Genomic DNA, 19,071 nt, shown 5'->3' with positions numbered 1-19,071 from the left:
GGATGAAATATGCGTAAAGGGACATTTTTTATGGCAGGACATTCGAGACTTCCGAAAGGGATGGCTGTTCGCAGTATGTACGAAACATTAACGATTACAATTGAGGCAGATCATAAATATCACGTCATTATTGAAGCGTCATGTACGCTTGCGACAGAGCATGGTAGGGACTTCGTCGCTCAAATGTTGAGAGGACATAGTTTGCAAGATGGTATTGAAGAAATCGTTCAAGATATTATGGACCATTATCAAGGAAAAGCGCAAAATGCCATTGTCAGTGCGGTAAAAGATTTGCATCGCCAATATGTAAGTTATTTAAATGATGAACAGCTAGAAGGAGAGTACGAGGAAACAACACCATAAAAACTGTCTAGTTTATCCCGCATGAACGCGCAGTAAGATCTCCACAGATCAACTGCCCGTAAATGCCCGATTGGTGAAACTAATGATCAGTGGGATGAACTAAGTCCCCACTGATCAAAGTTTCACTTTATATCGCCATAAACGAGAGCCAGTTGTATTTCCGTTAACGGGATACAACTGGCTTATTTTATTGAGGAGGCAAGAACTATGAAAAAGTTAAATGAAGTTCAAGTTGTAAAACAAGAGACGAAAAAAAGAGGGTGTGCTGAAAGTAAGGGTATTTGTAAAATGTGTAAAGTTTGTCGAGAAAATAATAAAAAACGAATTGACAGTTAGAATATTTCGAATTATTATTTAATTAATAAGATCCATACGAGAAATTAGCCTTCTCTATATCCGATCTTTCTTTCCTGTTTTACAAATATTTTCATACAAACTGTCTATTATTATTGTACTTTAAGAGATTAAAGAACATTCGTAATTATGAGCCAGTTGTACGTTTCTACGATTTTATGTCGTGGTATGCGTATGACTGGCTTTTTCGTTATTAGGACAGTAAGACCGAATCTCAGCATAAGAAGATAAGGATAACTGTCTGTAAAAAGCGTCAATACGTTCTTCATATTTAAATTAGGGAGGAATTGAAATGTCGATTATTACAGAACAAAATGCGAAGATGAAATTTGCAAAAAAATATGAGGGGTATGAAATTGCTCCTCATCCAGAGCATAAACGTTTATATCATATTACGCTAAACCAGCAATTGCTTAAGCAGTTCTTTGAAGAGGTAAAAGAGCATTCAGAGCAGTCACTGCAATACATTCCTTATTCTCGGTTTAATCTTGCGGATGGAATGAGAAAGATTTTTGGGCAATCATTTATGGATAACATTCGCGGCATTATTCATGACCGTGAAACGGGCGGATTTACAATTGGGGTGCAAGGTGAAACGGCAGATCCAGCAGACTACGTTAAATTTGCAACAGCATTAACACATTTAATCGGGGAGCCAAACTTTGATGCAATGACAGGAACGTATTATGCTAGATTTAATGTAAAAGATACAGATAGTAGTGATTCTTACCTTCGTCAAGCGTACCGATTGTTTACTCTTCATACGGACGGTACATTCGTTGATGAGCCGACAGATTGGCTTCTGATGATGAAAATTGAAGAGCAAAATGCAGTAGGCGGAGAATCTCGTTTACTACATTTAGACGATTGGGAAGATCTTCAGAAATTTAGAGATCATTCACTCGCATCTGTTAAAATTACGTATAAAGCACCACCAAGTAAAAATTCGCAAGAAATCGTTTATCGTGAAACGTTTTTTGATGTAAATAACGCACCGTGTATTTGCTTTATTGATCAGTTCGCTTATCCAGATAATATTGAACAAGCAAACTATTTGAAAGACTTATCATATTCTGTTGAAAATTCACCAGCAACACATGCATTGAAATTACCAATTGGGGACTTAGTTCTTTTAAACAACTTATTTTGGATGCACGGAAGAGCTGCATTTGAGAAAAATAAAGATTTATATAGAGAACTAATGCGTCAACGTGGTTGTTTTTCTAAATAAGTTTGTACGGCGGGTCTTAAAAAAGGCCTGCCTTTCATCATATTAAGGGGGAAGTAGGATGTATGACTTTATAATTATTGGCGGAGGAATTGTTGGCCTTTCAACTGGAATGGCTTTAACGAAAAAATTCCCTCGTGCGAAAATCGCGATCATTGAAAAAGAAAAGGAACTTGCACATCATCAAACTGGACATAATAGCGGAGTAATTCATTCTGGAATTTATTATAAACCAGGGAGTTATAAAGCGAAGTTTGCCAAAGAAGGAAACGCAGCTATGGTTCAATTTTGTAAAGAAAATGACATCGCTTATGACATGTGCGGAAAAGTAATTGTCGCTACAGAAAAAGAAGAACTTCCTCTTTTACATAACTTATATGAAAGAGGCTTACAAAACGATTTACGTATTGAAAAAATAGATAAGGAAGAATTAGCTGAAATTGAACCTCATGTAAAAGGACTTGGGGCAATCCGTGTTCCTTCTTGCGGGATTGCTGATTATAAAGGAGTAAGTTATGCATTTGCCCGTTTGATTCAAGAAAGCGGAGGAGAAGTACATTTAGGAACAGCCGCAGAGCGTATTACTGAGAAGAAAGACGCCGTAACAATTGAGACAAACAAAGGCGTATTCAAAGCGAAATTCCTCATTAACTGCGCTGGATTACATAGCGATCGTATCGCGAAAAAGACAGGCATATTAACGGATATGAAAATCGTTCCGTTTCGTGGTGAATATTATGAACTTGTTCCAGAAAAACGTCATCTCGTAAAACATTTAATCTATCCAGTCCCAAATCCAGAATTCCCGTTTTTAGGTGTTCATTTCACAAGAATGATAAACGGAGACGTACATGCAGGACCGAACGCAGTATTAAGCTTTAAGCGAGAAGGTTATACGAAAACAGACTTTGATATTAAAGATTTCATGGAAACAATGACATACACAGGCTTCTGGAAAATGGCAATGCCAAATATGAAAGAAGGCATAAAAGAAATGGTGCGTTCATTTAGTAAACAATCATTCCTGAAAAGCTTACAGCGCTTAATACCAGAACTGACAGAAAAAGATATCGTGCCAACTCATGCAGGTGTAAGGGCACAAGCTATTTTATCAAACGGAAATATGGTTGATGACTTCTGCATTATCCCTGGCATCAATTCTCTGCACATTTGTAATGCGCCATCTCCAGCTGCAACGGCTAGTATAAAGATTGGTGAGGAGATTGCTAAGCAAGTACCGGATGTTGTGGCGGTTAGGGTTTGATGGGTAATGGGTCCCCCGGGTTTCGGGGGATTTTTTTGTTTTTCAGTTATTCGGCGGGGGCCGGTCGTGGGATTGGTTGGTGGTTATTAGGTGCAAAAGCGCGAAGTTTGTCGGTAAGTCGATATGTTGTGTCGAAACGTCGATATATTCGGAGTTGTGGTCGATATAATTGAATAATCGCTGATATATTTTTGCGGAGTGTGGTATTGGTTATAGGTTAATGGACAGCGACTGTCTACTGTATAAAAAAGTAGACAGTCGTGTGTATTTTTCAAAAAATGTATACAGATTTATCCCGCTATTCGCTGGGCGGTAAGACCCCCACCTCAAAATTCAGCGAAAGCAAAGAAGTTAGGTGGGGGCCTTACTGCCCGTAAAATCCCGATTGGTGAGGACTGATTAAAGTTTCATTTTATACTCTATGCGTTGGCATGATATTTGCAATGAAAATAGTATTAACATATAGGGGAGAGATAGAAATGAAGGTTAGTAAAATATACACAACAATTGATGCGCACGTAGCTGGGGAACCGCTTCGAATTATTACGGGCGGCGTGCCAGAAATAAAGGGAGAAACGCAGCTAGAAAGACGTGCATACTGTATGGAACATTTGGATCATCTTCGCGAAATTCTTATGTACGAACCGAGAGGCCATCACGGCATGTACGGTTGTATCATTACACCGCCTGCAAGTGCTCACGCTGATTTTGGCGTACTATTTATGCACAATGAAGGCTGGAGTACGATGTGCGGTCACGGGATTATTGCTGTTATTACAGTAGGAATTGAAACAGGTATGTTTGAAGCGACAGGTGAAAAACAGAAGTTCATTATTGATAGTCCTGCTGGGGAAGTCATTGCGTACGCAAAATTTAATGGTAGCGAGGTAGAATCCGTATCGTTTGAAAATGTTCCTTCATTTGTATACAAAAAAGACGTTCCTATTAAAATAGATAACTATGAATTTCAAGTAGATATCGCGTTTGGCGGAGCATTTTATGCTGTAGTGGATAGTAAAGAGTTTGGTTTGAAAGTTGATTTCAAAGACTTACCTGCTATTCAAACGTGGGGCGGTAAAATTAAACATTATATTGAGAGCCAAATGGAAGTTAAGCATCCACTTGAAGAAGGGTTAAAAGGAATATACGGTGTTATTTTTTCAGATGAACCGAAAGGAAAAGACGCTAGCTTACGAAATGTAACGATCTTCGCTGACGGGCAAGTAGACCGTTCCCCTTGTGGCACAGGAACTTCCGCAAGAATCGCAACCCTTTTTGAAAAAGATGCCTTACAAAAAGGAGAGATTTTCATCCACGAATGCATTACTGACGGCCAATTTGAAGGAGAAGTATTATCTTTAACAGAGGTAGATAAATATGAAGCAGTCGTTCCGAAAGTAACGGGGAATGCGTTTATTACAGGATTCCATCAGTTCGTTGTAGACCCGAGAGATGTGTTGAATCGGGGGTTTTTAATAGGATAAAAGGGGGATAAACAAATATGCTAGTCATAAGCGCGAACGAGCAAAAAAACTTAGTAAATATGAATGAAGTCATTGAATACGCGGCGCTTGCTTTAAAAGAATTTTCAGCAGAAAGAACGATCACACCAATTCGCGGCTCATTACCATTTGCGAGCGAGCAAAATACCGCATTAATTATGCCTTCGGTAGCGGAAGGACTGGAAGCTCTTGGTTTAAAAGTAGTAACAGTAGTCCCGCAAAACAAAAAGATAGGAAAGAAAACGATAAACGGAATTGTAATGCTATCAGACTTTCAAACAGGAGAACCACTCGCACTTTTAGAAGGTTCCTATTTAACGATGATCCGAACAGGCGCCTTATCAGGAGTAGCGACAAAACATTTAGCTCGTCATAACGCAAAAACTTTATGTATCATCGGCACCGGTGAACAGGCGAAAGGAATTGCAGAAGCTGTATTCACGGTTAGAGATATTGAAAAAGTAATTTTATACAACCGAACGGAAGAAAAAGCCTATGCATTCGCGCAATATATACAAGAGAAATTCAGCAAACCGGCCTACGTTTACACAAATCCAAATGAAGCAATAAGCGAAGCGGACATCATCGTCACAACTACGAATGCATCTACACCAGTCTTCTCAGAAAAACTACAAAAAGGCGTCCACATAAACGCCGTCGGTTCATTTAGACCGAGCATGCAAGAACTACCATCTCACGCCATCACAAGCTCAAACAAAGTAGTAGTCGAATCAAAAGAAGCAGCATTAGAAGAAACAGGTGATCTTCTAGTGCCAATAAAAGAAGGTTTATTTAAAACTAGCGACATCCACGCTGAACTTGGTCAAATTATAAGCGGGGAAAAAGCTGGTAGAGAGAACGATGAAGAGATTACCGTTTTCAAATCGGTAGGTTTAGCGGTAGTAGATATTATCGTTGCGAAGTATTTGTATGAGAAAGCGGTGGAGCGTGGGATTGGGAATAGGATTGAGTTTTGAGAGGATGAGTGTGCTAGAATTTATAATTAGATCCTCTTGATAAAAATTAAATTGATATTATGTTGGAACATGTGAACCCTATGCAGATATCAAATCATTAATTCAATTGGCGTATGAAAAAAGTTGCACCTCTAACAATTAGAGGTGCAACTTTTTTTACCATTCCCGCCATTCTTCTGTTATGTCTTCTTCGGATTCTAATCCAGCTATTCGTGCTGCTGTATCGATAAATTCATAGAGATCTTCTCTTTCCATTGTTTCGATAAAATAGTCATGTTCGTCATTTAATTCATTTATGTTAACAACGACTTCTTTAACGACTTGCATTATTTCGACTTCGGTTGGATTCTCACCCAATTGCTCTAAATTGTTAATGTAAGTGTCGAGAACTTTATTTGTTGCACTTATATTTTCTTCAGTGAAAAACTCCCCATCTTCATCATTCTCAATCCATGGGGTTGTTGGTTTGTTTTTTTTCAATTCATCAAATGTCATGATAACCTCCTAAAAATGTTTTTTATCTTTAATCCCATTCTACATTTTCGATCATATATAACAACCATTTCAGAGGAATTTCTTGTAGGCTGCTAGTTTTTTAACTCATTTTGCGAGGCTACCTTTTCGTGGTCTTTTTATTTTACCCTCCGCATAAATATAGTTTATCGCAAGGATTCATTGATAGATGTCAAACTTTCTACCTTTGCGAAAAAGTTTGACAATACATACGGGTAGTGGTAATTTAAAACCTATAAGAAAACTCGGTATTAATTCCGAGTTTTCTTATAGGTGTAAATAGTTGAGAGGGGTCGAAACATGAAGAAGAAGTTGTTTGCATTACCATTTGTCCTACTATTACTTATTGCATTAGCGGCTTGCTCAGGAGAGAAAGATTCTTCGAAGCAAGCGAACACTAGTAAATCAGGGACTCCGAAAGATGGAGGGACGTTAACAGTTGGTGTTAGCGACAATCCCGATACGATGAATCCGCTTTATGCGAATGATCGTGTGTCGTTAACGATACAGCAAGCTTTATATGCACCGCTGTATCATATGGAAGACGGTAAGAAAAAGTTTGTTCTTGCTGAGAGCTTTACGCCTTCAGAAGATCAATTAACATGGACTTTAAAACTAAAAGATAATTTGAAATGGCATGATGGTAAGAAAATTACATCAGACGATATTGTATTTACATTCCAATCTATTTTAGATGAGAAGCAAAATAGTTCAAGCCGTGAAAACTTTATTTTTAAAGGAAAGCCGCTTGAGGTGAAAAAAGTGGATGAGCTAACGACTCAATTCGTATTACCACAAGTAAGTGCATCTTTCGAAGGGGTTATGAACGATTTCTTCCCAATTCCGAAACATGTATTTGAAGGTGAAGCAGATTTAGTGAAGAGTAAGAAAAACTTACAACCTGTTGGATCAGGTCCATTTAAATTAAAAGAATTTAAATCAGATGAATATGTTGCGTTAGAGCGATTTGATGATTATTTTGCTGGTAAAGCGAAATTAGATTCTATCGTGTACCGCGTTGTAAAAGACCGTAATACAGCAAATGTTTCACTTCAAAATGGTCAAATTAATATGAAGATGATCGAACCGCAAGACTTTAAGAAATTAGATAGCACTGGGAACTTCTCAATGGTGACTTTCCCTGAAGGTAGATTATTCTACTTAGCTTATAACTTTAATACAGACCTTATGAAGAAAAAAGAAGTGCGCCAAGCAATTGCGCATGCATTAGATAAGAAAGAAATGATTAACTCAGCGTTCGTTTCTAGTCAATTTGCGGAACCGGCAAATTCAATCTTAACACCAGACGCTATGTATTATGCGAAAGATATTAAAGAGTATAAGTATGATCAAAAAGAAGCGAAAGATTTATTAGCAAAAGCTGGTGTAAAAGATAAAGAAAAAATACGTGTTATGTATGTAACGAATAATAAAATTATGGAAAGCTTAGCGCTATATACACAGCAAAAATTACAAGAAGTTGGTTTACAAGTTGAACTGAATGCATTAGATGCTAGTGCGGCAAGTGAAAAAGGCTTGGATAAAGAGAATAAAGAATATGACATTACATTTGGTGGTTACATAATGGGACCAGAGCCAGATTCATATAAGAGCTTATTCTTAAGCAATGCAGAATACAATTATGCACGTTATAAAAATGCTGACTTCGATAAGTTATGGGAAGAAGCTGCAGTTGAAACAGATAAAACGAAACGCGCAGAGCTATACCATAAAATTCAAGATACAGCGAGAGAAGACTTACCGTATCTTCCAATCGCATATCCGAAAGCAGTTATTGCAGTAGATAAAAAGTTTGATGGATTAAAAGAAGCAAAAGCAATTCCAGTCACAATGTTTGAAGATCTATCGAAGATTTATGAAGTGAAATAAGAAACTGTAAAGAAGCTGGTGGAAATCAGCTTCTTTATCTTGAGGGGGGAAGTTTGTGTATAAAGTAATTGCAAAGAGGCTTTTAAATGCAATTCCGCTTTTATTTGTTATTTCTATTATTTCTTTTCTATTAATAAAACTAGCGCCGGGCGATCCCGTTCGAAACTTTGTAACGCCGAATATGAGTCCAATTGATGTCGAGCGTATTCGCAAAAGTTTAGGACTAGATCAACCGATTTACGTGCAATATATTTTATGGCTAAAAAATATTTTAACAGGGAATTTTGGATACTCACTTCAAAATCACCGCCCTGTTTTGGAACTTATTACAGAAAGATTACCCGCAACAATTGGGTTAATGGGATCATCTTTACTCGTCTCATTTGTAATCGCAATCCCGCTTGGACTATTTACAGGTGTGAAAAAGAATTCTATCTTTGATCGCATCGTGAACTTTATCTCCTATGTGGGAATCTCAATGCCAGTCTTTTGGTTTGCTTTACTATTAATCTACCTATTCTCTTTAAAGTTAAATCTACTTCCGAGTATGGGTATGCGCACAGTTGGTCAAGATTCCTTCTGGGATATTGTCCAGCACGGCATTTTACCTTGCATGGTGCTAGCGTTCCAAAACGTCTCTGTTTATATGAGATATATTCGTTCAAGTACCATCCAGCAATTAGAAGAAGATTACGTACAAATTCAATATGCGTACGGCGCTTCAAAGAAAACAGTTTTATTTAATCACGTACTTCGAAATGTATTAATACCAATCATTACAATTTTCGGATTATCCATTCCAAGTTTAGTAGGCGGAGCGTTCATTACGGAAACAGTATTCTCATGGCCGGGACTTGGTTCACTCGGGGTGAATGCTATTTTTAGATTTGATTATCCAATTATTATGGCAATCACATTATTATCATCGTTCATGTTAATTCTCGGTAATTTAATTGCTGATATTTTATATGGCGTAGTAGATCCGCGCATTCGAATGAGGGGGTGATTTGGAATGAATAATAGGAGATTTCAAACGATAAAAAGTAGTTTTACAAAAAATAAGTTTGTACTAATGGGAGTTATTATACTTAGTGTTTTAACAATAGCGTCTCTTTTCGCATTCATATCACCATATGATCCTAGCAAAATGTCGATTCCAGATCGTTTACAAGAACCGAGTATGAGTCATCCGTTCGGTACAGACGATTACGGAAGGGATTACTTAACGAGAGCGTTATATGGCGGAAGAGTTTCGCTTGCTGTTGGTTTTCTAGCGATGGTTGTTTCTATTACAATCGGCACGGCAGTTGGAACAATTAGCGGATATTTTGGCGGAAAGTTAGACAACTTCTTAATGCGAGTTGTTGAAGTTTTAATGTCAATTCCTTCATTCTTTTTAATGTTGTTATTAAATGCGTATTTAAAACCAGGAATTACAACGCTTGTTCTTATTATCGGACTATTAACGTGGATGGACACCGCGCGTATCGTAAGGGCAGAAACGTTATCTGTAAAAGAGCGTGAGTACGTTTTATATGCAAAAGTATCCGGACAAAAATCATTGATGATTATTGTAAGACACATCATTCCTAATATTTTATCGACCATTATTATCGCAGCGACATTAACAATTGCGTCATCGATTTTAATGGAATCATCACTTAGCTTCTTAGGATTAGGTATTCGTGAACCAGATTCTTCTTGGGGCAGCATGCTTAACAATGCGCAAGGATATATCGGCGAAGCCTGGTATTTAACACTCTTCCCAGGGTTCCTTATTCTATTAACAGTGTTGAGTTTTAACGTAATTGGTGAAGCGCTTAAGAAAGCTTTCGCACCAAAAGGGGCCGGACATGAAAACTAAGTCGTTAAGCGAGAGGAGTGAGGAACGTGTCTGAAAAACTATTAGAAGTGAAAAATTTAAAGACTTCTTTTTTCATAGAAGACGGAGAAGTTGAAGCGGTTCGCGGCGTTTCATTTCGCTTAAATAAAGGAGAAGTAGTTGGAATCGTTGGTGAGTCTGGAAGTGGAAAGAGCGTTATGGCGAAATCTGTTATGTCTCTTGTTACATCGCCAGGGAAAGTGAAAGAGGGAGAGATTCTATTTCACAATGAAAACATACTTTCAAAATCTGAAAAAGAATTGCGTTCTATTAGAGGAAATCAAATTTCACTTATATCTCAAGATCCAATGTCGGCATTAAATCCAGTTGTGAAAATTGGAAAGCAGATGACGGAAGTAATTATTCGGCATCAAAAAGTGAAAAAGAAAGAAGCAGAGCACATCGCAGTCAACTTGTTAAAACAAGTCGGTCTTTCTTCACCGGAAGAAAGGGTGAAACAATATCCGCATGAACTAAGCGGCGGTATGAAGCAGCGGGTTATGATCGCAATGGCGATGTCTTGTAATCCAGACCTCCTCATTGCGGACGAACCGACGACAGCGCTTGATGTAACGATACAAGCACAAATACTAGATTTAATGAAAAACTTAAAAAATGAAACGAATATGTCGTTACTTCTTATTACGCATGATCTTGGAATTGTTGCGCAAAACTGTACACGCGTTATCGTAATGTACGGCGGACTTATTATGGAAGAAGGACCTGTACTTAATATTTTCCAATCGCCGAATCATCCATATACGAAAGGGCTATTAAACTCTCTACCAAAAATATCGAACGGCGTAAAAGAAAGACTAGCGCCAATTCAAGGTGTAACACCAAACTTATTACACCCGCCGAAAGGATGCCCATTCGCAGAGCGTTGCCCACATAAAATGGACATTTGTGAACAAGAACGTCCGCCATATTTTGAAATCGGAAACGGAAGGCGCTCTATGTGCTGGCTAAATGATAGGGCGGTAGGTGATTCCCATGCATGAAGAAAACTTAATTGAAGTTCGGAACTTAAAAAAGTATTTTCCTATTAAAAAAGGACTATTCGGCAGAAAAACAGAGCAATTAAAAGCAGTAGATGATCTTAGCTTCACAATTAAAAAGGGTGAAACATTCGGGCTAGTAGGAGAATCTGGCTGCGGAAAATCAACGACAGGAAGAAGCATCATTCGTTTACACGACGTTACTTCAGGTAACATCCTATTCGACGGAAAAGATATCGCAGATCTAAAAGAAAGTGAACTAAAAGAATATCGAAAACGAATGCAAATCATTTTCCAAGATCCATACGCATCATTAAATCCGACAATGAACGTATTCCAAATTATTAGCGAACCGATGAACATTCACGGATCTTACACAGCGGAAGAAAGAAAAGAAATCATTCTAGACCTTCTCAAAAAAGTAGGCCTAAAAGAAGAACACCTATATCGCTACCCGCACGAATTTAGCGGAGGACAAAGACAGCGCATAAGCATCGCGCGCGCACTATCTGTAAAACCAGACTTCATCCTATGTGACGAACCAATTTCAGCACTAGATGTCTCAGTCCAAGCACAAGTCGTAAACATGCTGCAGGATATTCAAGAAGAAACAGGCGTCACATACTTATTCATCGCCCATGACCTATCCATGGTAAGACACATATCAGACCGAATCGGAGTCATGTACCTAGGAAACATAGTAGAAATTGCCGACAGCGAAGACCTATACACAAAACCGGCACATCCATACACACAAGCACTACTCTCATCCATGCCAGAACCAGATCCAACAAACACAGGTAAAGAAAGGATCATTCTGCAAGGGGAAGTACCAAGCCCACTAAACTCACCATCCGGCTGCAAATTCAGAACAAGGTGTAAATTCGCCACTGAAAAATGCGCACAGGAAGTACCGAAGATGCTTGAGATTGCGAAGGGGCATGAGGTGGCTTGTCATTTGTTTTAGAGGGGGAAGCATCGGGGGGACCTGGTGGTATTTCAGTTGGTAATATAATAGTTGGTATGGCTTGTAGCGTTAAATAATTTATATAATAAACAATAAACATAAAAAAGAGCTAAGGTTCTCATACAGCCTTAGCTCTTTTTTATGTTTGTTAAACAATATCCTTTCAAAAAAATATTTAAGTCTATATTTATCCCGCTATTTGCCGGGCAGTAAAACTCCCACCTCAAAATTCAGGTGGAGCAAAGAAGTTAGGTGGGAGATCGAATGCCCGTAAACGCCCGATTGGTTCAACTAATAATCAGTGGGGGATGAACAAAACCCCCCACTGATTAAAGTTTCACTTTATAATTTTTTCTATCTTAATGCATAAAGACAGGGAAGGATTATATTTAATTCCCTTCCATACTTCTGATGGGGTGGACATCAATGAGATGTGGTTTTTTGTTCACGGATTTTTAACATCTTTATTTACAGTGTTTTGAATGTAAACTAATAATAAAAAGTTTGCTTTCAAATTAGAAAAGGTTAGTCCCTCACTCCACTCCAGCTAAAAACCTCACACCCAAAAACAAAGGGGAACTCAATTGTTCAAACTCATAAAAAGTTTCAATCTTGTCTAAGCATCCATTAGGATATAGAATTGATCATCCATTTTTCTTTACATAATCTCCAGATACAGTCCATATCAACTATAGATTCTTGTCTTATGCTAAATGTAATCAAAAAGCAAGTAGATAAAGATAATGACTAAAACATTAACTCTAGATACTTTTTTGATGAATATTACAAATAAACAGGAGGTAATGAAAAATGATTAAAACATTATTAGCAGGAGCACTTTTAAGTACAGGATTGGTAGCGGGAGGTGCAGTAGGTGCAGATGATGCGAAAATGGACAATTTAAAGTCAAATGAAGATAGTTCAAATCAAGTAATTACACAAAGTGCAGATGGAACAACGTCTTTCTCACAAAACTTTGATTTACCTAAAGATGCAGTGCCAGCAACTCCTAAAGGAGACGTAAAAACTGTTGAAAGAACAGAAGGTACAGGTTCTCAAGAAGGAAAAATGGTACCAGCAAAAGAAGGTACAGATTCTCAATCTGGATTTGAAATGGGAGCCCCTGAAAAACCAGAACATGCAAAAACTGTTGAAAGAACAGAAGGTACAGGTTCTCAAGAAGGAAAAATGGTACCAGCAAAAGAAGGTACAGATTCTCAATCTGGATTTGAAATGGGAGCCCCTGAAAAACCAGAACATGCAAAAACTGTTGAAAGAACAGAAGGTACAGATTCTCAAGAAGGAAAAATGGTACCAACAAAAGAAGGAAATTAAATAATATATAGTTATAACGAAGAGCATCCAAAAAGTGGTGCTCTTTTTATATTATAGGAATCAACCGGTTTTACTCAATATAGAACCGTAGAGGGAATTTAAGCTAGAATATGGGTTACTGTCTCTTCAAATCGTGGTGTTTGAAGCACTAGTTTTGGTGGTAACGTTACAACATAAACATTTTATTAGAGATTTTTTAAATTTACATACACTCTAGATAAACTACATATCAACTTCAGATACTTGTTTTATGATACAAGTAATCAAACAAAAGGAGGGCAATGCAAAATGATTACAACAGTATTAACAAGGCACTCTTTTAAGTACAGGAGATTATTAACAGGTGGAGAAAATGTTGAAGATGTACAGACAGATAAACATATTCCATATGAACAAAATGAATTGCAGCAAACTCTAGAAAAGTACGATTCGAAGAAATTTGAGTTATAAAAAGAAAGTAGATAAATATAGTGAAAATAGATAAATTGACAAGAGAAAAGCACTTTGTGTATATCACAGGTGCTTTTTATTTTCATTTTGATATAGGGCTTGAATTGAATTTTTACACTAAAATATATACGGCAAAAAGGGGGGAGTTCATTGCACAAAGTTATTTATGGAATATTAATTTTAATTTATACTTTGTATTCATTTTTTGTAAGTGATGGAAGTGAAGTAAGGTTTATTATGGTGTTAACTATAGTACTTATCTTTTCTGTGGTTTTAGAAAAAGGAAATGCAAACAAAACGACTGATTAAAGGTCTTTTTGTTTGCATTTTTTAGTTGGCTATTAAAGTCCAGATGTTTTAGGAATAGCACCAAATCGCCATCAAGCTTAAAGAACGATTTATCCCCAAACAATAAAAATGAGCTTTTTATTACAAGTTAGCACCAAATTTCATTTTTGGGACACTATTAAATTTTTAGTTGATGAAAACACCCGCCTAAAATAGAAAACTTTTAACCTATTATCATTTATTCCGTGGCTTTTAAGGTATTTAACACGACTTTGGTTGCGTCTGCAATAAGTTTATCATCGTATTTAGCATCTTCTTTATCATGATTAGAAAGTATAGCAAGAACAATCGGCTTTTTATTTGGTGGCCAAATAATTGCGATATCATTTCTTGTTCCGTAAGATCCCGCGCCTGTTTTATCAGCTACTTCCCATCCTTTTGGTACGCCCGCACGAATCAATTTATCTCCAGTTGTATTTCTCTTCATCCAATCTACTAATAGTTCACGTTTTTCTATTGGAAGTGCAGTTCCTAATGTAAATGATTGAAGTGTCTTAGCTATCGCTTCTGGTGTACTGGTATCATGTGTTTCTCCTGGATGCACTTCATTTAATTCAGGTTCAAATCGTTCTGAAGTAGTAACAGTATCTCCCATTTCTCTCAAGATTTTTTCAAATTCAGAGGGCCCACCTAACTGTTTAAGAATCAAATTATGTGCTGTGCTGTCACTATATCGAACAGAAGCATCTGCAAGTTCTTTTAACGTCATTCCTGTATCAACATGCTTTTCAGTAATTGGATTATAATTAGAAAGATCTTCATGAGTATACGTAATCCTTTGATCAAGAGCTTCTAATGAGTTCTTGCGTAAAAGAGCGCCCACAGCTAATGATTTAGATGTAGATGCAAATGCAAAACGATCATCTGAATGATAAGCAACAGTTTGATTCGTACCTGTGTCCAGTGCATAAATACCAAGCTTAGCATCATATTCTTTTTCAAGTTTAGCGAAAGATTGATTACCTGTATTTTCTTGTTTAATTTGATTCGTTTGATTCGCTTGTTTAGGTGGTTCAGATTGAGTATTACTATTGGAACAGCCTATAAGTGATACACATGAAAGTAATACTACAGGCACAATCTTTTTGTAATGTGAGATGTTAAAGAACTTGTTTAAAACGAACATAAATTTTCAACCTCTTTCAAGAATATATGGATTTTGTCTAGGTATTCTAAATACCAATGCAATTAAAGATGGCATTGGGTAACAATACTACTGCAGCTAAAATTTCACAGGTTAAATTACATTCAAAACGTTTATCCCGCTATTCGCCGGGCAGTAAGACCCACACCTCAAAATTCAGCGGAAGCAAAGAAGTTAGGTGGGGGTCGGGCTGCCCGTAAAAGCCCGATTGGTGAGGGCTGATAATCAGCTGGGGATGAACAAAACCCCCACTGATTAAAGTTTCACTTTATATGATTGATAAGTCACGGTTTGGGTTGTTTCTTTTTTGTTTCCACTTGTAATGGTTCACCTGTGAAAGTATTAAACTTGTAATACTTAACCGTAGTATTACGATGCATATTTTTCACTTTTTGGGATAATAAGTCCTTTCTTTTTTTTTGTAATACATAAAAATAGATGTCAAACGGGATATGTTGTATCCAATCTGGACAACTAATATTAGAAATACACTTATTAGACACTCTAAGTAATAAATTTGTTCCACTTTAAGATGAGGAAGAATTTGGGGTTTGTAAAATAACAATGGAACTACGTGTTTTTTCGTCATACAAAAACCTCTACGTATAAGTAGAGGTTTTTAAATTGTATATTAATGAATTATGCTTTTTTAGATAAAGCAAATCGAGTTCAGGTAAACGAAGAACATAGAACATAGAATACGTAATTTTAACTAGATTTATTATTAGCTAGTTTATCTCCACCACCAAGCTCCGCCTCAATCTGCGAAGTCTTCGAAGACTCATCCATACGCCAATACGTAATAAAGCTTATCGCGATACATCCAGCTACATAGAAGTAGAATAGTGATTCCATTCCGATACTCTTTAGCCATAATGCGATAAATTCTGCTGTTCCGCCGAATATCGCAACGGTTAGAGCATATGGCAAACCTACGCCAAGCGCGCGAATTTCAGTTGGAAAGAGTTCGGCTTTTACAATTGCGTTAATGGAAGTGTAACCAGTAACGATAATAAGACCGACCATCATAAGTAAAAATGCTACAATTGGTTCTGTCGTTTTTTCCATAAAGAAGAAGATTGGTGCTGTGAGTAAAGTTCCGAGAATACCGAAAGCCATTAATAGTGGGCGGCGTCCAATTTTATCGGATAGTAGCCCCGCAATCGGCTGAAGTACGACGAAAATAAGAAGTGCGACAAAGTTAATCCAGCTTACAATTTCTTTCGGAAGACCGACTGTGTTTACCATGAATTTTTGTAAATATGTTGTGTACGTATAGAATGCAACAGTGCCTCCAAGTGTTAGGCCGACTACAGTTAATACTGCTTTCGGATGCTTCATAAGAGCGCGAATTGTTCCTGCGTTTTCGCGGTTTTTAGATTCCATTTTTGAGAACTGCTCCGATTCATCCATCGTACGGCGAAGCCATAATACAGCTACTGCGCCCATTGCTCCAATAATGAATGGAATACGCCATCCCCAAGCTTTCATATCTGGTTCGCTTAGTAATTGCTGAAGAACAATTTGAACGCCTAACGCAACCATCTGTCCAGCAACGAGCGTTACATATTGGAAACTTGAATAAAAGCCACGGCGTCCACTACTAGCCATTTCAGATAAATACGTTGCGGAAGTTCCATACTCTCCGCCGAGTGACAACCCTTGCAGTAAACGGGCAAGAACTAAAATAATTGGCGCCATAATACCGATGCTTTCGTAACTCGGTGTACAGGCAATAATTAAAGAACCACCGGCCATAACCGTAATGGAAAGCGTTAATGCTGCCCGGCGTCCATGACGATCCGCATAGCGTCCCATTAGCAAACTTCCGATAGGACGCATTAAAAATCCAACTGCGAAAATAGCTGCTGTGTTCAGTAACTGACTCGTTGGATCTCCTTTAGGAAAGAATTCTGCTGAAAAATAAACAGCAAAAGCAGAGTAAACGTACCAGTCGTACCATTCAATTAAATTGCCGACGGAACCTTTAAAGATATTGCCGGCGACTCGGTTAGATTTTGCTTGAGCCATAATAATTCCTCCTCTTGCTTATAAATAAAATGATAATTATGAAAGCGCGTTCAATATAGTTGAATTGTACTGTTCATAAATTAAAATCTCAATATTATGACAATTTTATTCTTTTTGTACTTTATGTACATGGAGAGTTTTAATAGTTGCTTCATTATTAGTTTTGTCATAATAATAGAAAAAGGAGATTGATAGTTTAGAATATTTTATCAAAGGATATGGAGTATGAAGAAATCACACAAAGTGTCATTACAAACGAAAATAGTAAGCTTAATTATTACGTTAATTTTATTTGTCGTTCTCCTATTAGCCGGAATATTTGTTTACATTCAGTCCGTTGATACGAAGCGCCAAGTGGAACAATTAGCTCTGCAAACGGCGAAGTCACTTTCTTTTATGCCAGCTATAAAAGATGCTTTTCAATATAACGAGCATAAAAGTACCATTCAATCCATTGCGGAACAAGTTCGCGAGCAAGCTGGTGCAGATTATGTCATTATAGAAGATCGTTATGGGGTTATGTATTCACATTCTAATTCGGAGTTGATTGGTACAAAGAGTAACAATCCATATAACTATGAAGCACTCACTTTTGGTGGCTATTATACACTCGAAGGAAATGGTGCAAGTGGCCCGGCTTTAATGGCGAAGGCACCCATTATTGTTCATAACGGAGACTACGATCAAGTCGTAGGTGTTGTGACAGTGGAGTTTTTAATAAAAGGTATTGAATCTAACATATTGAGCAGAACGAAAGAAATTATCCTCTTTTCCTTAGCTGTATTACTAGCCGGAATTGTTGGTGGCATTCTTTTAGCACGTAGTATCAGGAAAGATACACTCGGTCTAGAGCCGAATGAAATCGCAGCGCTATACCGGGAACGAAGCGCGATACTACTATCTATAAAAGAAGGAATTATCGCTATTGATCAAAACGGTTTTATTACGATGATGAACACTTCGGCAGAAGAAATGCTGTATGTAAATGGTGATTATATGCAGCAGCACATTTCAAAAGTTTTGCCAGAATTTAATATGGAGAGAGTGTTAGAAAACGATCAAGAAATATCGTTTCAAGATAAAGTATTCATTTTAAACATGACACCGATACTCGAAAATAATAGTACGGTAGGCGTTGTATGTAGTTTTAGAGATAAAACAGAATTGCAAAACCTTGTGAATACAATATCTGAGGTAAGAAAATATTCAGAGGACTTACGCGCTCAAACGCATGAATTTACAAATAAACTTTTCGTTTTATCAGGATTACTTCAGTTAGGACATTACAGAGAAGCAATTGAATTCATCCAGCAAGAATCTAATATTCATCAAAGCCAAAACCATATTTTATTCCATCAAATTCACGATGCGAAAGTACAAGCTATTTTATTAGGAAAACTCGGAACAGCGTCTGAAAAGAAAATCGATTTTCATATTGAAGGAGATAGTGCGCTTCAACCGTTACCAGACCATATAAAAGTTTCGCACCTTATTACGATCCTTGGAAACATAATCGACAATGCGTTTGATGCGGTGAGTGAACGAGCGGAAAAGAGTGTTTCCTTCTTTGTTACGGATATTGGACACGATATTGTGTTTGAAGTGATAGATAGTGGAGCAGGGATACCGGCAGAAAAAATCACGACCATTTTTCAAAAAGGGTTTTCAACGAAAGGGAATGATCGTGGTTACGGACTAGCAAACGTGAAAGAAATGGTAGATCTACTACAAGGAACAATTGAAATTCAAAACGAGAAAAATGGGGGAGCTATTTTTACAATTTACCTTCCGAAAACATTGAGAGAAAGTACATGACAAACAGGGG

18 protein-coding genes are annotated in these 19,071 nt (G+C 37.4%); 15 read left to right on the top strand and 3 right to left on the bottom strand.

Going from position 1 to position 19,071, the window contains the following annotated elements; translation table 11 throughout:
* Positions 1-9 precede the first annotated feature (9 nt).
* The 6 genes from ACP6L7_RS23430 to ACP6L7_RS23405 all read left to right on the top strand — a co-directional run bounded on the left by ACP6L7_RS23430 (position 10) and on the right by ACP6L7_RS23405 (position 5,688).
* Positions 10-363, top strand: a complete 354-nt coding sequence (locus tag ACP6L7_RS23430) for a DUF3870 domain-containing protein (protein ID WP_001225454.1) — start codon at positions 10-12, stop codon at positions 361-363.
* Positions 364-570: 207 nt separating this feature from the next.
* Complete coding sequence (locus tag ACP6L7_RS23425; RefSeq protein ID WP_002159095.1) at positions 571-699, top strand: hypothetical protein; 129 nt, start codon at positions 571-573, stop codon at positions 697-699.
* A gap of 310 nt (positions 700-1,009) precedes the next feature.
* Positions 1,010-1,948 (top strand): glutarate dioxygenase GlaH, encoded by a 939-nt coding sequence (glaH, locus tag ACP6L7_RS23420; protein ID WP_097829830.1) that lies wholly within the window; start codon positions 1,010-1,012, stop codon positions 1,946-1,948.
* A gap of 58 nt (positions 1,949-2,006) precedes the next feature.
* The gene (gene lhgO / locus ACP6L7_RS23415) at positions 2,007-3,209 is read left to right on the top strand and encodes an L-2-hydroxyglutarate oxidase (RefSeq protein WP_097829831.1); all 1,203 of its coding nucleotides are present in this window, start codon (positions 2,007-2,009) and stop codon (positions 3,207-3,209) included.
* A 479-nt stretch (positions 3,210-3,688) separates the two neighbouring features.
* Positions 3,689-4,693, top strand: coding sequence for a proline racemase family protein (locus ACP6L7_RS23410; RefSeq protein WP_097829832.1), 1,005 nt, complete (start codon positions 3,689-3,691; stop codon positions 4,691-4,693).
* A 17-nt stretch (positions 4,694-4,710) separates the two neighbouring features.
* On the top strand, positions 4,711-5,688 hold the full coding sequence (locus ACP6L7_RS23405; protein WP_098361653.1) for an ornithine cyclodeaminase family protein: 978 nt from the start codon (positions 4,711-4,713) through the stop codon (positions 5,686-5,688).
* A gap of 156 nt (positions 5,689-5,844) precedes the next feature.
* On the opposite strand, the gene ACP6L7_RS23400 is transcribed toward ACP6L7_RS23405, so the two are convergent.
* Complete coding sequence (locus tag ACP6L7_RS23400; protein WP_071747949.1) at positions 5,845-6,183, bottom strand: hypothetical protein; 339 nt, start codon at positions 6,181-6,183, stop codon at positions 5,845-5,847.
* Positions 6,184-6,501: 318 nt separating this feature from the next.
* On the opposite strand from ACP6L7_RS23400, the gene ACP6L7_RS23395 reads away from it, so the two are divergent.
* From ACP6L7_RS23395 to ACP6L7_RS23360, 8 genes are all read left to right on the top strand, one after another.
* On the top strand, positions 6,502-8,091 hold the full coding sequence (locus ACP6L7_RS23395; RefSeq protein WP_097829834.1) for an ABC transporter substrate-binding protein: 1,590 nt from the start codon (positions 6,502-6,504) through the stop codon (positions 8,089-8,091).
* A gap of 55 nt (positions 8,092-8,146) precedes the next feature.
* Positions 8,147-9,097, top strand: coding sequence for an ABC transporter permease (locus ACP6L7_RS23390; RefSeq protein WP_097829835.1), 951 nt, complete (start codon positions 8,147-8,149; stop codon positions 9,095-9,097).
* A gap of 6 nt (positions 9,098-9,103) precedes the next feature.
* A complete protein-coding gene (locus tag ACP6L7_RS23385) occupies positions 9,104-9,955 on the top strand; it encodes an ABC transporter permease (protein WP_097829836.1) in 852 nt (283 codons plus the stop codon).
* Between the two features lie 26 nt (positions 9,956-9,981).
* Entirely contained in the window at positions 9,982-10,974 is a 993-nt protein-coding gene (locus tag ACP6L7_RS23380) for an ABC transporter ATP-binding protein (protein ID WP_097829837.1), read from the top strand.
* The gene (locus ACP6L7_RS23375; protein WP_141533296.1) at positions 10,967-11,938 is read left to right on the top strand and encodes an ABC transporter ATP-binding protein; all 972 of its coding nucleotides are present in this window, start codon (positions 10,967-10,969) and stop codon (positions 11,936-11,938) included. The genes ACP6L7_RS23380 and ACP6L7_RS23375 overlap by 8 nt, the downstream gene beginning before the upstream one ends.
* 810 nt (positions 11,939-12,748) lie before the next feature.
* Positions 12,749-13,273, top strand: a complete 525-nt coding sequence (locus ACP6L7_RS23370) for a hypothetical protein (RefSeq protein ID WP_264448621.1) — start codon at positions 12,749-12,751, stop codon at positions 13,271-13,273.
* Between the two features lie 288 nt (positions 13,274-13,561).
* Positions 13,562-13,723 (top strand): hypothetical protein, encoded by a 162-nt coding sequence (locus ACP6L7_RS23365; RefSeq protein WP_170961002.1) that lies wholly within the window; start codon positions 13,562-13,564, stop codon positions 13,721-13,723.
* 150 nt (positions 13,724-13,873) lie between these two features.
* The gene (locus ACP6L7_RS23360; RefSeq protein WP_002087303.1) at positions 13,874-14,032 is read left to right on the top strand and encodes a hypothetical protein; all 159 of its coding nucleotides are present in this window, start codon (positions 13,874-13,876) and stop codon (positions 14,030-14,032) included.
* A gap of 217 nt (positions 14,033-14,249) precedes the next feature.
* Here ACP6L7_RS23360 and blaIII read toward each other — a convergent pair whose 3' ends face one another.
* Complete coding sequence (gene blaIII / locus ACP6L7_RS23355; protein WP_097829840.1) at positions 14,250-15,197, bottom strand: class A beta-lactamase BlaIII; 948 nt, start codon at positions 15,195-15,197, stop codon at positions 14,250-14,252.
* 726 nt (positions 15,198-15,923) lie between these two features.
* The gene (locus ACP6L7_RS23350) at positions 15,924-17,246 is read right to left on the bottom strand and encodes an MFS transporter (protein WP_097829841.1); all 1,323 of its coding nucleotides are present in this window, start codon (positions 17,244-17,246) and stop codon (positions 15,924-15,926) included.
* 225 nt (positions 17,247-17,471) lie between these two features.
* Here ACP6L7_RS23350 and ACP6L7_RS23345 point away from each other — a divergent pair, with 225 nt between their 5' ends.
* The gene (locus ACP6L7_RS23345) at positions 17,472-19,061 is read left to right on the top strand and encodes an ATP-binding protein (protein ID WP_097829842.1); all 1,590 of its coding nucleotides are present in this window, start codon (positions 17,472-17,474) and stop codon (positions 19,059-19,061) included.
* The last annotated feature ends 10 nt before the right edge of the window (positions 19,062-19,071 follow it).

The organism is Bacillus silvicola, assembly GCF_050524305.1.
Lineage (GTDB): Bacteria > Bacillota > Bacilli > Bacillales > Bacillaceae_G > Bacillus_A > Bacillus_A cereus_AT.
This window is presented reverse-complemented; position numbering and strand designations above follow the sequence as displayed.

Bases quoted from the DNA above. Each gene is read 5' to 3' on its own strand.
- ACP6L7_RS23425 (WP_002159095.1), top strand. From the start codon at position 571: ATGAAAAAGTTAAATGAAGTTCAAGTTGTAAAACAAGAGACGAAAAAA.
- ACP6L7_RS23400 (WP_071747949.1), bottom strand. From the start codon at position 6,183: ATGACATTTGATGAATTGAAAAAAAACAAACCAACAACCCCATGGATT.
- ACP6L7_RS23365 (WP_170961002.1), top strand. From the start codon at position 13,562: ATGATTACAACAGTATTAACAAGGCACTCTTTTAAGTACAGGAGATTA.
- ACP6L7_RS23375 (WP_141533296.1), top strand. From the start codon at position 10,967: ATGCATGAAGAAAACTTAATTGAAGTTCGGAACTTAAAAAAGTATTTT.
- glaH (WP_097829830.1), top strand. From the start codon at position 1,010: ATGTCGATTATTACAGAACAAAATGCGAAGATGAAATTTGCAAAAAAA.
- ACP6L7_RS23405 (WP_098361653.1), top strand. From the start codon at position 4,711: ATGCTAGTCATAAGCGCGAACGAGCAAAAAAACTTAGTAAATATGAAT.
- ACP6L7_RS23410 (WP_097829832.1), top strand. From the start codon at position 3,689: ATGAAGGTTAGTAAAATATACACAACAATTGATGCGCACGTAGCTGGG.
- ACP6L7_RS23395 (WP_097829834.1), top strand. From the start codon at position 6,502: ATGAAGAAGAAGTTGTTTGCATTACCATTTGTCCTACTATTACTTATT.
- ACP6L7_RS23370 (WP_264448621.1), top strand. From the start codon at position 12,749: ATGATTAAAACATTATTAGCAGGAGCACTTTTAAGTACAGGATTGGTA.
- ACP6L7_RS23430 (WP_001225454.1), top strand. From the start codon at position 10: ATGCGTAAAGGGACATTTTTTATGGCAGGACATTCGAGACTTCCGAAA.
- ACP6L7_RS23385 (WP_097829836.1), top strand. From the start codon at position 9,104: ATGAATAATAGGAGATTTCAAACGATAAAAAGTAGTTTTACAAAAAAT.
- lhgO (WP_097829831.1), top strand. From the start codon at position 2,007: ATGTATGACTTTATAATTATTGGCGGAGGAATTGTTGGCCTTTCAACT.
- blaIII (WP_097829840.1), bottom strand. From the start codon at position 15,197: ATGTTCGTTTTAAACAAGTTCTTTAACATCTCACATTACAAAAAGATT.
- ACP6L7_RS23345 (WP_097829842.1), top strand. From the start codon at position 17,472: ATGAAGAAATCACACAAAGTGTCATTACAAACGAAAATAGTAAGCTTA.
- ACP6L7_RS23350 (WP_097829841.1), bottom strand. From the start codon at position 17,246: ATGGCTCAAGCAAAATCTAACCGAGTCGCCGGCAATATCTTTAAAGGT.